The organism is Xanthomonas sp. CFBP 8152, from assembly GCF_014199025.1.
Classification (GTDB): domain Bacteria; phylum Pseudomonadota; class Gammaproteobacteria; order Xanthomonadales; family Xanthomonadaceae; genus Xanthomonas; species Xanthomonas arboricola_B.
Map to the genome: position 1 here is coordinate 1 of NZ_JACHNO010000008.1, position 16,581 is coordinate 16,581.

General features: G+C 65.7%; 7 protein-coding genes and 1 pseudogene. All 8 read right to left on the bottom strand.

Annotated elements, in window-relative coordinates; translation table 11 throughout:
- A pseudogene (locus tag FHT09_RS19040) lies at window positions 1-608 on the bottom strand (xylose isomerase); the annotation flags it as partial.
- A 47-nt stretch (window positions 609-655) separates the two neighbouring features.
- Window positions 656-2,149 (bottom strand): xylulokinase, encoded by a 1,494-nt coding sequence (gene xylB, locus FHT09_RS19045; RefSeq protein WP_104606747.1) that lies wholly within the window; start codon window positions 2,147-2,149, stop codon window positions 656-658.
- On the bottom strand, window positions 2,146-4,527 hold the full coding sequence (locus FHT09_RS19050; protein WP_184417082.1) for a glycoside hydrolase family 95 protein: 2,382 nt from the start codon (window positions 4,525-4,527) through the stop codon (window positions 2,146-2,148). Before FHT09_RS19050 ends, xylB begins: the two co-directional genes overlap by 4 nt.
- 91 nt (window positions 4,528-4,618) lie before the next feature.
- Entirely contained in the window at window positions 4,619-7,522 is a 2,904-nt protein-coding gene (locus tag FHT09_RS19055; protein WP_104606745.1) for a TIM-barrel domain-containing protein, read from the bottom strand.
- Between the two features lie 123 nt (window positions 7,523-7,645).
- Window positions 7,646-9,316 (bottom strand): GH35 family beta-galactosidase GalD, encoded by a 1,671-nt coding sequence (gene galD, locus FHT09_RS19060; RefSeq protein WP_104606754.1) that lies wholly within the window; start codon window positions 9,314-9,316, stop codon window positions 7,646-7,648.
- Window positions 9,317-9,399: 83 nt separating this feature from the next.
- Entirely contained in the window at window positions 9,400-11,316 is a 1,917-nt protein-coding gene (locus FHT09_RS19065) for a sialate O-acetylesterase (RefSeq protein WP_104606744.1), read from the bottom strand.
- Window positions 11,317-11,419: 103 nt separating this feature from the next.
- Entirely contained in the window at window positions 11,420-13,681 is a 2,262-nt protein-coding gene (locus tag FHT09_RS19070; RefSeq protein WP_104606743.1) for a cellulase, read from the bottom strand.
- A 110-nt stretch (window positions 13,682-13,791) separates the two neighbouring features.
- Window positions 13,792-16,533: a TonB-dependent receptor gene (locus FHT09_RS19075; RefSeq protein WP_104606742.1), complete on the bottom strand. Its 2,742-nt coding sequence runs from the start codon at window positions 16,531-16,533 to the stop codon at window positions 13,792-13,794.
- Between the last annotated feature and the right edge of the window lie 48 nt (window positions 16,534-16,581).

Sequence of the window (16,581 nt, forward strand, 5' to 3'; positions counted from 1 at the left end):
GCATAGCCTTCGCGGCCGCCCCAGAACACGTAGTTCTCGCCGCCCAGCTCGACGGTGGCATCGATCGCGGCCTTGACCTGCACCGCCGCACGCGCGACGACGTTGAAGTCCGGATTGGTGGATGCGCCATTCATGTAACGCGGGTGCGAGAACAGGTTGGCGGTGCCCCACAGCAGCTTGACGCCGGTGTCGGCCTGGCGCTGCTTGGCGATGCCGACCATGTGCTTGAGGTTGCTTTCGTACTCGCCGATGTCGTCGGCATCCGGCGACAGATCCACGTCGTGGAAGCAGTAGTACGGCACGCCGAGCTTGGTGAAGAACTCGAACGCGGCATCGGCCTTGGCTTCGGCGCGATTCAACGCGGTGTTGCCGATATCCCACGGGTAGGCGCGCGTGCCCGGGCCGAACGGATCGGCGCCGTTGCCGCAGAAACTGTGCCAGTAGGCCACGGCAAAGCGCAGATGCTCGGCCATGGTCTTGTCGCCGATCTGCTTGGTGGCGTCGTAGACCTTGAACGCCAGCGGGTTGTCCGAGTCGCGGCCTTCGAAGCCGATCTTGCCGATGCCGGGGAAGTACTCTTTGGCGCCGATGTAGACGGTGTTGCTCATGGGGTGGAATGTCCTTGCTGCTGGGGGAGTTGTAGAAAGCGTGTCGATCAGCCGGCGTAGAGCGGGCTGACCACATGCAGGTGCTTGAGGAAGTGCTGGTAGTGCTGCTGATACTTGGCCACGCGTTGCGGATCCGGGCGCGCCGACAGGTCTTCGTCGATCTGCAGATGCTCCAGCACCACATCCGACAATGCGTCCGCACCGCCGTCATCGCGATCGCAGGCCCACAAGGCCTGCAGCGCGGCACCGAAGGCAGCGCCCTCGGGCTGGGTCGGCACCACGACCTGCAGGTTGAAGATATCGGCCACCATCTGCCGCCACTGCGCGCTCTTGCTGCCGCCGCCGGTGAGCAGGATGGTGTCGAACTGCAGACCCGCCGCGACGAAGGCATCGAAGCCGTTGCGCAGGCTGTAGGTCGCTCCTTCCATCGCGGCGCGATAGAAATGCGCCGGGGTGGTGTTGTGCAGGTCCATCCCGAACAGGCAGCCACGGGCGGCCGGCAAGTCCGGGGTGCGCTCGCCGTTGAAGAACGGCAGCAGCACCAGGCCATCGGCGCCCGGCGTGGTGCTGGCGATCAAGGCGTCGGTGTGCTCGCGGGTGATCGAGAACATGCGCATCACCGCCTCGGTGGCGACGGTGCAGTTCATGGTGCAGATCAGCGGCAGCCAGCCGCCGCTGGACGAGCAGAACGCGGCCCAGCGTGCCTCGTCGTCCACCACCGGGTGATCGGCGTAGGCGAACAGGGTGCCTGAGGTGCCCAGGCTCATGGTCAGGCGCCCCGGCACCACATTGCCGGTGCCGATGGCGGCCATCATGTTGTCGCCGCCGCCGGTGGTGACACGCACGCCGGCCGGCAGATTCAAGGCATCGGCGGCTGCGTCGGACAAGGCATAGACCGCGCCGGTGTCCACCAGCGGCGGCAGTGCCTCGCGCAGGTCGCGCTGCGCATCCACCGCGCCGAGCATGCGCTCGGACCACTGCCGCGTGCGCACGTCTAGCCAGCCGGTGCCGGAGGCATCGCCGACTTCGGCAAAGCGCTCGCCGGTGAGCCAGAAGTTCACGTAGTCGTGCGGCAGCATCACCGTGGTCATCGCCGCATACGCCTCGGGGCGATGCTTGCGCGTCCACGGCAACTTGGAGGCGGTGTAGCCGGCCATGATCGGGTTGCCGGCGGTGGCCACGCTGCCCGCGGCACCACCCACCGCATTCATGATTTCGTCGCACTCCAGTGCGGTGCTGGTATCGCACCACAGCTTCACCGGTGCGGTGACGCTGCCATCGGCGGCCACCGGCACAAAGCCGTGTTGCTGGCCGGAGACCGAGATGCCACGCACCTGGGCACGCTGCTCGCCGTCGAGCTGCGCGAAGCAATGCACGATGCCATCGATCCACCACTGCGCCTGTTGCTCGCGGGTGCCGTCGTCGCGGCTGATCAGTTCCATGGGCGCGGCGATCGTGGCGACCACGGCGCGCTCCTGCGGATCGTAGGCCACCAACTTGACGCTCTGCGTGCCCACATCCAGTCCTACGTACAAGCTCATTGCATCACCAATCGGTTGTTGTTGAGGCCCACCTGCCGGGTGCGACCGGCAGCCAGTTCCACATCCAGTGTCTGTCCTGCGTAAGCCAGTTGATAGCGCCCGCCACGCTCGCTGTGCACGCGTGCCTGCTGCAGGCGACCGCCATCCCATTGCAGGTCCACGCTGGCGCCACCGCGCACGCGCAAGCCACGCACACTGCCGCGCGGCCATGCCTTGGGCAAGGCAGGCAGCAGGAATACGCTGCCGCCCCAGCTTTGCAGCAGCATTTCGGTGATGCCGGCGGTGCCACCGAAGTTGCCGTCGATCTGGAACGGCGGATGCGCGTCGAACAGATTCGGGTAGGTGCGCTCGGGCGAGATCAGCAGTTGCAAGATGCGGTAGGCATGCTCGCCATCGGCCAGCCGCGCCCACAGGTTCAGGCGCCAGCCGATGCCCCAGCCGGTGGTGTTGTCACCCCGCGTTTCCAGCGTGCGCTTGGCCGCGGCGGCAAGCTCGGGCGTGTCACGCAGATTGATCTGGCTCGAAGGATGCAAGGCGTACAGATGCGAGACATGGCGGTGATGAATCTCCGGCGCCTGCATGTCCCAATCCTGCTGCCACTCCTGCAATTGTCCCGCCTTGCCGATGCGGTTGGGCGGCAATTGCTCGCGCAGCGCGCTCAGGTGTTGCGCGAAGGCGTCGTCGACCTTGAGCAGCTTGCTCATGGCGATGCATTGGGCGAACAGATCACGCAGCAGCTGCGCATCCATGGTGGGGCCGGCACACAGCGCGGCGTTGAACGGATGCTGGTTTTCCGGCGACATCGACGGGTTGGTCACCATCGCGCCGGTCTGCGGGTCGCGCACCAGGGTGGCGACGAAGAACTCCGCCGCGCCCTTGAACAAGGGGTAGATCCTGCCCAGATAGGCACGGTCGCGGCCGTAATCCCAGCGGTCCCACAGCTGCTGCAGCAGCCAGACGCCACCCATCGGCCACAGGCTCCACTTGGCGCCATCGATCGGCCCGGCCTGGCGCCACAGATCGGTGTTGTTGTGCACCACCCAACCCGGTGCATCGTACATCGTGCGTGCGGTGCGCGCGCCGGTCTTGGCCAGGTCGAACACCATGGATTCCAGCGGTTCGACGCACTCGTGCAGCGCGTTGGCCTCGCTGGGCCAGTAGTTCATCTCGGTGTTGATGTTGATGGTGTACTTGCTTTCCCACGGCGGCTGCATCAGGTCGTTCCAGATGCCCTGCAGATTGGCCGGCTGGGTGCCGGGCCGCGAGCTGCAGATCAGCAGGTAGCGGCCGAACTGGTGATACAGCGCGGCCAGCGCCGGGTCGTTGCCCTGCGCAAAACGCTGCACGCGCTCGTCGGTGGGCAGCGCTGCCGCCTCGCTGCTGCCCAGGTCGATCGCCACGCGCCGGAACAGCCGCTGGTGATCGGCCAGATGGGCCCGCAGCAATGCGGCATAGTCCAGCTTGCCGGCCGTGTGCATGCTTGCTGCAGTCAATGCGAGCGGATCGCCGTCGACTGCATCAAAGCGTTGGTAGCTGGTGGCAGCGGTGAGCAGCAGCACCACTTCATCGGCGGCCTCGATGCGCAGGCGGTCACGCAGACCGCTGAGCGTGCCGCCCTTGACCTGCGGCAGCACGCGCAAGGCAAAACGCAGCTTGCCGTCGATGCCGGCAAAGCTGCCGTTGCGGCCGCTGAACAGCAGCCCGCCCTGCTCCACCGTGACTTCGCCGGTCTGCGGGCTGTCGATGCCCACGCGCAGGGAAATCGCGCGTGGCCGATCGCAGGACAGGCGCACCACGATGCATTGCGACTGCGCCGACACGAACACCTCGCGCCGATGCAGCGCACCGCCGGAGCGGAACGTGGTGGTCGCCACGCCGGTATCCAGATCGAGCTGGCGGCGATACGCGCTGATGCCGTCGGCACGATCGAAATCCAACAGCAGATCGCCCAGCGGTTGATACGGCATCTGTTTGAGTGGACGCGAGAGCAGCTTGGCATCGGCCAGTGTTTCGGCCTCGGCATAGCGCCCGGCAAACACGAGCGCGCGCACCTGTGGCAAGGCCGCCAGCGCTTCGGGGCTGGTGGCGTCGTACGGGCCGCCTGCGTACAGCGTGTCCTCGTTGAGTTGCAGGCGTTCGTGGGCAATGCCGCCCCATACCATCGCGCCCAGCCGGCCATTGCCGACCGGCAACGCCTGCACCCATTCGTTGGCCGGTTCGCGGTACCACAGCTGCAAGGCATCGGCCGCAGCGACGGCAGGCAGCGATCGCTCGCCGGCAGCCTTGGCCGGCGCAGCAATGGCGGACGCAGCCGGCGCAGCGCCCAGCGCCGCGAGTGCGGCACCGGTTGCCTTGCAGACTTCCCTGCGGGTCAGCACGTGCACCGCCGTGCTGCATGACCGGACCTGCACGCCCGAGCCTTGCGGCGATCCGGCATCTGCGCACTCACTGACTGACAACCAGTTGCGATCATCGACGACGCGCTTTGCCGGACGCAATCTTGCGCTGCAACACGCTGACCGGATGGCCGTCGTACTGGATGCTGGCATCGGTCTTGGGTTCCAGCGCACCGGCGTCCTCACGCGGGCCGTCGACAAAGCGCACATTGACGGTGCGCTTGGCCTGCATGCCGGTCCAGTTGCCTTCGCGCTTGCCGATGCTCAGCTCGCCCTTGGCCTGGTTCCAGCTCATCGGAATGCGGCTGAACTCGCCCTTCTCGTAGCCGTAGCCCTTGCCGTCGTCCTCATACAGCGAGAACTGGCCGTCGGCGCCGGTGTAGACCACCACGGTGAGCGGCGCATCCGGCGTTTGATCCACGTATTCCTGCACCGGGCCGGTCGGCACGATGGAACCGGCACGGACGAACAACGGCATGCGCTCGATCGGGGCGGCCGCTTCGATGCTCTGGCCACCTTCGTAACGCTTGCCGGTGGCGAAATCCAGCCAGCTGCTGCCGGCCGGCAGATAGACCTGACGCGAGGTGGCGCCGAAGCGGGTCACCGGTGCGACCAGGAACGCCGGTCCGAACAGGTACTGGTCGTTGATGTCGCGAACCTTGGGGTCGTTCGGGAAGTCCATCATCATGCCGCGCATGATCACGCCATCGCGCTGATAGGTATCGCCGGCCAGGCTGTAGATGTACGGCAGCAGCGCATAACGCAGGCGGTTGTAGTAAGCCATGCTGTCGTAGAAGGGCGTGCCTTCCGGGGCGATGTTCCAGATTTCGCGGTACGGGAACTGGCCGTGCGAGCGGAAGATCGGCACGAATGCGCCGAACTGAAACCAGCGCGTATTGAGTTCGCGCCATTCCGGCAGGTGCGCCGGGTCCTGGTTCTCGTAGCGCTTCTCCACCGCAAAGCCGCCGATGTCGAAGGTCCAGTTGGGCAGGCCCGACAGCGCCATGTTGACGCCACCGGAGATCTGGTCGCGCATGTCGTCCCAGCGCGAGACGATATCGCCGCTCCACACCGCCACCGCGTTGCGCTGGGTGCCGGCATAGCCCTTGCGCGAGAGGATGAACACGCGCTTGTCGTCGGCCGCACGGTCGCCCACGTACACGCCATGGGTGTGCGGCAGCGGGTAGGAGTTGAAGTATTCGGTGGACGAGCCCAGCGCGTTGGGCGTGGTGCGCGCCTTGCGCTCGCCGATGTCCAGGTTGGAATGCACGTCCGGCTCGTCGGCGTCCATCCACCACGCATCGAAGCCCTTGCTGTTGAGCTTTTCGTTGACCTGGCGCCAGTAGATCGCCTGCGCCTTGTCCGAATACGGATCGTAGAACGAGTTCTTGTAGCCCTTGCCGATCCAGTCCAGCTCACCCACTTCCACGTTGCGCTTATACATGAAACCGGCCGCGTCCAGTTCCTTGTAGTTGGCAGTGGTGGGATAGAACTTGGGCCAGATCGAAATCATGATCTGCGCATGCATGTCGTGCACGGCCTTGACCATGCCGTCCGGATCGGGGAAGTGCTGCGGGTCGAAATCGTGCGAGCCCCAGGCATTCTCGGGCCAGTACGACCAGTCGAGCACGATGTTGTCCAGCGACAGCTTGCGCTTGCGGTATTCGGCCACCGCGCCGACCAACTCGTCCTGGCTCTTGTAACGCTCGCGGCTCTGCCAGAAGCCGTAGGCCCACTTGGGCAGCATTACCGACTTGCCGGTGAGTTCGCGATAGCCGGCCACGGCTTGATCGTAGGAATCGGCGGAGACGAAGTAGTAGTCGATCATCTGGCCGGCTTCGGACCACAGCGACAGGTCCTTCGCTTCGGCGGCCGGCAGCGGGTCGCGGTGCAGCAGCGCGATGTAGCTGGGGTCGATCAGGTCCCACTCGACCTTGACGGTGTGGCGCGTGCCCGGCTCCAGATCCAGCTTGAACTCGTGATTCCACGGGTTCCAGTTCTGGCGCCAGCGATCGACGACCAGCTTGCCGTCCACATACAGCTTGGCGTATTCGCTCGAATACAGCGAGAAGGTGTGCTCGCCGCCGGTGAGCGCTTCGATCTCGCCCTCCCAGGTGACCTGCATGCGGCTTTCCTTGTCCTTGGTGATCGCCTTCTTCGGATACTTGGTCAGGTCGCTGAGGTACTGGTAGTTCACCTCGCTCTCGCGACGTTCGACGATCTGCTTGCCGTTGATCGCGTAACGCGCGGTCAGCGCACCGGCCTTGCCCTTGGCGTCGTACAACTTCAGCGTCTTGGGCAGCGGCTGCAGGCCGCGCGGGTCGCCCAGGCGGCTGATCGAGTTGTTGTCCCACAGCAGGCCGTAGTTGCGGCTGGACACCAGGTACGGCACCGCCATGTCGATGTTGTTCTGCTGCAGCTCGACATTGCGGCCCTTCTGATTCATCCAGCCTTGCTGATGCTGGCCGAAGCCGTACAGGGCTTCGTCATCGGGCGACTGGAAGCGCTGACGCACGCTCAGGTACTGCTTGCCCTCCACTTTCAGCGGCGCAAAGCTGCGCCCGCCGGCAACCTCCGACAACACCGGCTTGCCACTGGCGTCGGCGAAGCTGACATGGCCATCGATGGTGGATACGGTGGCGGTGACCTTGCCGGTCTTCAGCTGCACGCTGTCGCCCTGCTCGGCCAGCTGGAAGTTGCCATCGCCCTGCACCGGCACGCGCATCAGGCTGGGGCTGCGCGCGAAGTCGCCGTCCGGGTCGGCACTGACGCGGATGATGCCGGCATCGACCACCTGCAGACGCACCGGTGCGGCGCCCTTGGCGCTCGGTACCACGGTGACGCCATCGGCGGCCTTGCGCACGTCCTGCGCGTGCGCGGCATTGGCCAGCAAGGCCAGCGACAACGCCAGGCACTGCGCAAGCGGTGTACGTCGGATGGCAGGCGCATGGCCGGCGGAACGGTTGATGGTTTGCATGTTCACTCCCTTGGAATTACGAAACGGTGCCGCGGGGGCGGCAACGCATGGGTTCATTGCGTTCGACCTGGAAGACGGCCTGCTGCGCAGCGATCGGGCTGTGCAGCAGGCGGCCAAGCAGGCTTACTTGTAGGTGGCCAGTTTGATCCTGAGCAGCTGCGGTGCGCTGGAAAAATTGACGCCGTAATCGGTCTGGTCGCCGTTCCAGTTGCGCTCGAACTTCCAGTCGCTGCCGTCGTAGACGCCTTCCTCGACGCGGTCGTAGAGCATGTTGGCAGTCGCCTCGCTGGCCGGATGCAGGGTCACGCGCACGTGGTAGCCGGTGACCAGGAATTCGTCCGGGCCGAGTTCGGCGATCAAGGCCGCGCCGATCGGCTCGGGGTTGCCCGGCGGCTTGCCCTGGAACCAGAACTGCGGCACGCCGTAGGTGATGGTGGCGCCCCAACGCTCGTTGAGCTGCAGCTCCTGCACCGCCTGGCCGGGTTCTTCGGCAGTGCCGTGCAGCTTGCCTTCGGACGCGGCCTTGGCGAACGGACGCATGCCGCGCTTGACCAGCTCGAATCCCAGCGCGAACGGGGCCAGGGTTTCTGCGTTGACGTGCTTGGCGCCCAGCGGATAGTTGGAGTAACGCGTGTAGTCCATGCCGAACGCCGACCACCCGATGCCGTCGTGGCCCAGCGCGGGGAACAGATAGCGCGCGTATTCGGGGCGGTTGCCGGTTTCGGCGACGAACAGCGCATTGTCCGGGCGGGCGTAGCGCTCCAGCACCGTGGTGTAGGTGCGGTATTCGGGCATGTAGATGTCCGGCGCCAGCAGGTCGATATGCGGGCCGGCGGCCTTCCACACATCTAGCACGTTGTCGGTGGGGCCGCCGCTGGCGTACTGACCCGGCTGGCCGGGATTGAACGGGCCACGCAGTGCGGCATTGACGTACATCGGCAGCGGGTATTCGGCTTTGCCGGCTTCGGCCACCTGGTCGATGTAACGACCGATCGACCAGGCATGGAAGATCTCGTCCGCATCGGCACCGAACACCTGCGCCCAGCTGCCCGGCTGCTTGTTCAGGCGCTTGAGCAGTGCGTCCGGCACCGGGCCGTCAAACAGCTGCTGCGCCATCGGCGAGAAGTCGCGCACGCTGCCGTAGGTGCCCGGCTCGTTTTCGGGCTGGATCATGATCACGGTGTGCTGCGGATCGACCCGCTTCAGGTGCTGCATGAAGGCGACGAAGGCCTTGCGGTCGGCATCCAGGGTGGCCTGCGCATGCGGCGACAGCGACCCGATCGCCTTGCCCTCGCGCGTCACCACGCGTGGGAAGCGCTGGTTATCGGTCTTGACCCAGTGCGGCGCATACGCCGGGCCGTTGTTCTTCCAGGTCGCAAACCACAGCAGCACCAGCCGCACCTTGTGCTCGCGCGCCTGCGTGAGCAGCGTATCGACGAAGGAGAAATCGAACTTGCCTTCTTCCGGCTCGACCTGCTCCCAGGCGATCGGCACCTGCACGGTATTGGGGCCCAGCACCTGCATCGCCGGCCACACCTTGTCCATCACGCCGGGATAGTTGCTGGAGTTGTTGACCTGCGCGCCCAGGATCAGGAACGGCGCCCCATCGACCATCAACGCGTGCTTGCCGTCCTTGCTGACGAACTGCGGCATCGGCGTCTGCGCAGCCGGCGCCGCTGCCATGGCAGGCGCGGTCGCTGCGGTGCCGGCAGTCGGCGCGACTGCGGCGGGCTTGGCTTTGTCGTCCTGCTCGCTGGATTGGCACGCCGCCAGGGCCAGCGTCAGCGCGGACAGCAGCAGCGGACGCAGGCAACGGCGTGCAGGGGAAGGAGCGATCACACGAGCAACGGGGGAATGCGTGGACATAGGACTCCGTGTCACCAGGTATCGGTGCGGAAGGGGGAGACGGGAAGGTGTTGGCGATTGACCAGGTTGGCGTCGTCCGGGTTTTCGCTCCAGCCGTAGCGCACCGCCACCGGTGCAGCCACCGCGTCGCTGCGTACGATCACGCGATCGCCCTCGATGCGCGCGGTAGCCGAATGGAAGTGTTGGTCGGCACCGGCGACGCGGAAGCCTTGCACTTCGCCACCATGACGCACCTGCAACGCACTGCCTTGCAGATCGAAGCTCAGCACCGCCTGACCCTGGGCAAAGCGCGCCTGCTCGAACACCGGCGCGCTGTACACCAGCGTTTCGCCATACGCCACATGCCGCGCAGCAAGCGCAAGGCGATGGCCGACATCGTGCTTGTTGGTGGGATGGATATCGGTGGGGTTGCCGAGATCGATGATCACCGCCTGCCCGGTCGCCGGCAGCGCCAGCGTCTTGGACTGCGACTCGCGCAACAGTGCCCACGGGCTCAGCTCGCCCTTGTCGCCGCCGGCCTTGAAGTTGGCCAGCTGCACCCACAGGAACGGCAGCGTTTTCGCGCCGCGTTCTGCGCGCCATTGCTGGATCATCGCGGCGAACTGCTCGCGATACTTCACCGCGCCGGTCTCGGTGGCATCGGTTTCGCCCTGATACCAGATCACGCCCTTGACCGGGAACGGCTGCAACGGATGGATCATCTGGTTGTACAGCAGCGTGAGCAGCTGATTCTTGTTGTCGACCAGCGATACACGCACGGCGGCGGGGCGGAACTTCCAGCCGCCCAACGCGCGTTTGGCACCGGCGCTGGTCTGCACGAAGCGCTGCTCGTCCGGGCCATGCATGCCGCCACCGCCGCTGAGATCCTCCACCCGCACGGCGATGTGGTTGACCCCTGCATGCAAGGCCGAAGCCGGCACGGTGTAGACGCGCGGCAGGTTCCATTGCTTTTCGGTCGTGCCCACCTGCTGGCCATTGACGTAGGTGATGTCCGAATCGTCGATCTGCCCCACGCCCAGCGTGATACCGGCCTTGGCGTCGGCAGCGCTCAAGGTGACGGTGGTGCGATACCAGGCGATTCCGTCCATGCCGTCATAGCCGCTGGACTCCCATTGCTGGGTGGTCGGGATGCTGTCCCAGTCGCTGTCGTCGAACGTCGCTTCGCGCCACTGCGGCATCTCGCCATCCACCTTGGGCCAGCGCGCGATGCGCTTGCCGGTAGCGGCCCGCGCGGCGGCATCGCGCTGCTTGATCGCCTCGATCGCGCCCTGGTTCTGCCCGGCATTCAAGCCCAACGAGGCTGCATCCATCCACGCCTCGATCGCGCTGCCGCCCCAGGTGCTGTTGACGATGCCGATCGGCACGCCGGCACTGGTGCGCAGCTCCTTGGCGAAGAAATAGCCGACCGCAGTGAACTCGCCGGCGTTGTCCGGCGTGGCGGCCTTCCAGTCGCCGCCGGTCAGGCGCGCTTCCGGCTGCAACGACCACGACTTGGGCACCTTGAAGTGCCGCAACTGCGGGTCGTTGGCGGCGGCCACCGCCTGCGGGCCATCGCTGGCCTGCGCCAACGGCCACTCCATGTTCGATTGACCGCTGGCCAGCCACACATCGCCGACCAGCACATCGCGCACCTGCAACTGGCCGCCGTCGCCCTGCACGCTCAGCACATAGGGGCCACCGGCGGTGTGTGCGGGCAAGCTCACCTTCCACTGCCCCTTGGCATCGGCCTTGGCGGTGGCATGCTTGCCGTCGAAGCTGACCGTGATGGCGGCATTGGGCGCGGCCCAGCCCCACACCGGCATCGCCTGGCCGCGCTGCAGCACCGCGCCATCGCTGAACAACACAGGCAAACTCGGTTGCGCCAATGCGGCGGGGCTGGCCAGGACCAGGCCCAACAGGCAGCCACGGCGGATAAGGGAAGCGGTCATGCAGTGATCTCCAGAAGCGGCGCGGCCACTCGCGCGGCGATGCGACGGCGCCTGCCGCCATGCTCGGTAAGACAGCGCGCTGACGCGCACAGGCACGCAGCGCTCATCGTGGGTCGCCGTAGAAGATGCCACGCCCACCGGTGGCGAAGTACACGCGCCCCGGGATGCGCGGATCGCCGGTAACGCTGTAGGGCTTGCCGAACCGGTGCGCGTCGTCGTTGATGCGCAACCACTGCGCGCCTTCATCGTCGGAGCGGAACACGCCGTCGACTCCATCCACGCGGCCGGCCAGATACAGCGCCGGCGGTGCGCCATCGCGCAACGCCTTGCCAATGCCCAGCGAACGCGCCTCGTCCGGCCTGGACAAGGTCTGCAAACGCCCGTCCTGCCAGCGCATCACGCCCAGCGCGGGGCTGGCCAGATACACCACCCCTGCCCGCCACGGATCCGGGCGCAGCTGCGGGCGCGCCCGTTCGTCGCGCGCCGGGTTGCCGGCCTGTGCACCGGTGTCGCGAAAGTTCACTGCACCATCGCGGCTCTCGTACAAGCGCCCGCTGGCGGTATCCACTGCATACCAGCGCCGCGCATCGACGCGATCGGCCACCGCCACCGCGGTCTCGGGCAGGCCCTGCACACGTTGCCAGTGCTTGCCGAAATCGGCGGTGCGCCAGTTGCCACCTTTCTCGGGCGCCCACACCACCTGCGACGCATCGGCGGCAATGGCGATGTTGCCGGCGCCCTGCCCGGCGGGCGGCTCGCTGGCGAACGCCGTCCACTGCGCGCCGCCATCGCGCGAATACAGCGCACGGATCTCGTTGTTGCGGCGATCGCGCACGGTGCCGCTGCGCACCACCCACTGCGCGGCCTGCCCGGCGGCATCGATGCTCTCGCCATTGGTCAGGCGCGGGCCGGCGTACTGCAACTGCGCACGCTCCAGATCGTCATGCCGGAAGCCGTCGATATCGCCCAGCGCACTGAGCAGGTGCGCACCTTGCATCGGGCTGAGCAGATCCAGCGGCACGGTCTCCTCCAGCCCGCGATCCTGGAACCACCACTGCAACGGCCGCTGCTGCCTGGCGAAATCCTGCAGGTTGCGCGAGGCCCAGATGCCGTAGCCGGTGACGAACAAGGCGTGGTTGCTGTCGAACGGATCGATCGCCAGCGCGCCCATCCAGTGCGGCGAGGCCTGTGCGGTCCACGGCGCTGCGCTGTGATCGAACTGCGCGCCCGCCAGCAACGGCGTCCAGCTGCGCCCGCCATCCACGCTGCGGAACAGCTCATCGCGCGGGCTACGACGGCGGAAGGTACTGGCCAGCAGCACCTGCGGCTGTTGCGGATCCACCGCCACCGCGCCCCAGCCGAAGCCATCGCCGCTGGCCGGCTGCGCGAGCGGGCTGATCTCGCTCCAGCGCGCCTGCGCCGGGGTGTATTTCCACAGCGCGCCGCCGGCCATCAGGTCCGGCCCGGGCTGGTCGCCGTAGCTCAGATACCACTGCCCATCGCTGCCGCCTGCCATATGACTGGGACGCAGGCCCTTGGGCTGCCCGGCCACCGCCGACCAGCTGCGACCGGCGTCGTCGGAAACATACAGACTGGTCTGCGCGGTGGACACGCCGACATAGATGCGCGGGGTCGGACGGCCGGCGCGGCCGCTGGCGGCATCGAAGACGACAAAGGCAATGCCCACTGCCTGTTCGCGTCCGACATGATTGCGCGCCGTCGCGCCCGCCAAGGCCCCGGCAGGAAATGCGTCCACCCGCGCCCAGTGCGCGCCGCGATCGTCGCTGCGCCATAGACCCGCATCGCGTGAGCCGAGCAACAGCACACGGCCATCGTGCGGGTCCACCGCCAGCCGTTCGCCATTGGCACGGCCCAATTGATTGCCGCCGAGTTTGAACGGCAACTCGGCACGCTCGAAACTGCGGCCGCGATCGAATGAGCGCAGCACCGCGGCATTGCCGGCGCGCTCGTGCATGTAGGTGCCCGCAGCCAGATACAGCGCCTGCGGGTCGGCAGGATCGACCGCGAATGCGTCGATCCCCATCAGGTTCCAGTCGTCGGCGCCCAGCCAGTCGGTCAGCGCCACCCACTGCTGCGCGCGCGCATCCCAGCGGTACGCACCACCGACATCGGTGCGTGCATACGCAAGGTCGCGCTCGGCGGGATGAAACAGCACACCGGTGACGAATCCGCCACCGCCGATGGCGACGCTGCGCCATTGGTAAGGCCCCTGCACCGCCGGGTCAGCGGCCTGCAGCGGCAAAATCGAAAGCGACAACAGCACCAGCAGTGCCAGCCATACACGGACCGGCCACATCGCTGCGGTAACGCGGCGCACAGTAGGCGGATCGATCACAGCGATCATTCCTCCGGCTCCTCTTGCGATCGACGGCATGCCGTCGATAGGAAAAACACCGGTCCGACGGGCTGCCTGCACAGCTCGCCGGACCGGAGACGCACTTCCTACGGCGCGTTCTACAGGCTGGCCCGCAATGTCAGGCCATACCGACGATCGTTGATCACGAAGTCACGGTAGCGCGACTCGGTGCCCAGATAGCTTTCGCGACGGGTATCGAGCAGATTCACGCCATCGAGCGAAATCGACCACACATCATTGATGTTGAAACGCAGCGAGGCATCCAGCTGGCCGAAGCCCTTGTTGTAGACCGGCAGGTTGCCGGTGCCGTTGCCCGCGGTGGTCACCAGCCAGTCGCTGCGCCAGTTGTAGGCCACACGGCCCTGGAAGCGCGAGGTTTCGTAGCTGAGGATCGCGTTGTAGCTGTTCTTGGACAGGCCTTCCAGCGGCACGGTCAGCGCCTGGCCGTTGGTGTCGGTGGCAGTGGGGCTCGGCGCCTCGCTGTCAACATAGGTGTAGTTGGTCTGCAGGCCGAAGCCGCTCAACCAGCCCGGCAGGAAGTCGAAGAACTGCGTATAGCCCAGTTCCGCACCGCGGATCTTGCCGGCATCGCCGTTGACCGGACGGGTGATCTGCCACACGCGTCCGTCGTAAACCTCGTTGAACACGCTGTCGGCGATGAAGCCTTCGACCTTCTTGTAGAACAGGGTGCCGTACATCATCGAACCCTGACCGAAGTACCACTCCAGCGCGGTGTCGAACTGGTCGGCCTTGACCGGCTCCAGATCAGGGTTACCTGCCCTGCCGGTAAAGGTCGAGGCCCCGTTGGACGAAGTGCCAGTGCTCAGGCTCAGGTTCGGGTTCAGGCGGTCAAAGGTCGGGCGTGAAATGCCGCGCGATGCCGCAAAACGCCACTGCAACTGGTCGCTCAGCATCCAACGCAGGTTCAGGCTCGGCAGCACGTCGGTATAGGTCTGCTGCGCATCCACCGGAATCAGGCCGCCACCTTCGCCATCAGTTCCGGTACGAACGCCCGTCGAGCCGACTTCGGTCCTCACCACACGCACGCCGATGTTGCCGTCGAACGGAATCGAGTCGCTGTCCACGCCGAAGCGCAACACGCCATAGGCCGCATAGGTCTTCTCGGTCTGCGCGTTGATATTGTTGGGCGAAAACTGCAGAGGGCTGGCACCGAAGGTGGCCAGGGTCTGCTCGTAATTGGCCACTGCCGCATCCGATGCAGTCAGGGTCGGGCCGAATGCCCTGCTTTGGCCACGGAAGAAATCGGTGATGGGATTAGGCACCAGGCCGATCGTCGGGTACTGGGAGAACGGAATTTTATCTTGCTGGTCAGCCACGCATGCATTGAGGCACAAGAAGCGATAGATGTTGCCCTTGGTCTCGGCATCGCGGTCGGTGTAGCGCACACCGGCCTTGAAGCTGCGCACGAAGTCGCTGTCGAAAGCCAGGTCCATATCGGCGCGCCAGGCGAACTCGGTGCCCTTGTTGTCGTCCTTGTTGTCCAGGTGATAGCGCCAGCCGTCGTAGTTGTTGGCATCGGCTAGATAACCTTCCGCGCCGCTGGCATCGGTCACCGACAGGCGCGGCAGATCGCCACGGAAATCGACATTGAACTGGGGGCTAGTGGTCTGACCGGTAGACAAGATGTATCGCGTGCCTGTGGTGGTGGCATCGACGTATTGGAAGTCGGTGCTCAGAGTCAGCTTCTCGTTGACCGTCCACTTGGCGCCTAACGAGTAGTCGGTGGTCACCGAATGCCGCTCGGTCAGACTAGTGTTGGATTCGGTCGGTACGTTCTGGAACGAGCCATTGACGAATTCATTGCGATTGTTGACTTCGATGCCTGGCAAGCCCTGCATGTTGTTCTGGCCAGTCAACGCAAAGAACGAATAGTCGTGCCAGCTGAAGTCATATTCCGAACGCAGCACCTGCGTGTAGACCTCGACCGAATCGTTCGGACGCCATTGCATTGCGAACGCACCGGTCTTGCGCTCACGCTCACCAACGGTGGTGTTGATGCCAGCGCCGTGGGGTACAGAAACTTCCTGGCCGACGTAACCCGGCAGATCGGTCTGCGTGTACCACGGCTCGATCGAGATGGTGTCCTGGCGGAACGGGCTCTTCTGCTGCGAGTAATTCACAAGCAGGCCGATCTCGCCGATGCCGGTCTGCCAGCGATCGCTGAACAGGCCCGAGAACGCCGGCTTGCCGTCGTCGGCCAGGTCGTAATAGTTGTACTGGACGCTGCCGGCGATCTTGCGGCCGTCGTAGTCGAACGGCAGGCGCGTGCGCAGATCGACGGTGCCGCCCAGGCCACCTTCGATCATGTCGGCCGAGGGATTCTTGTAGACGTTGACGCCGCCGAGCAGTTCGGCCGACACGTCCTCGAAGCTCAGGCCACGGCCATCGTTGGCGGTGAAGATGTCACGGCCATTGAGTTCGGTGCGCACCTGGGTCAGGCCGCGGATGGCGATCGAGCTGCCTTCGCCGTAGTTGCGCGAAATCTGGATGCCGGAGATACGCTGCAGCGCCTCGGCGACATTGTTGTCGGGCAGCTTGCCGATGTCTTCGGCAACGATGGAATCGACGATCTGCTCGGCGTTCTGCTTGACCAGCTGCGCCTTGGTGACGCTGCTGCGCGTGCCGGTGACCTGCACGGTGTCGAGCTGCTGGGTGGTGGCGTCCTGGGCCGGGGCGGCAGTGGTGGTCGCGTCCTGCGCGTAGGCCTGCGCGCTCAACAGCGTGGCCACACTGAGGGCCATCACGGAGCGGCGGAAATCACGGATCGAACGCTGACCCACAGTCCGGCCTGCCGGAATGTGGCGATGTTGCACTGACATGGTGCTCCCTCCCAGGACGCATGTACTTCTAGTTTTTAGCGGGCCGGT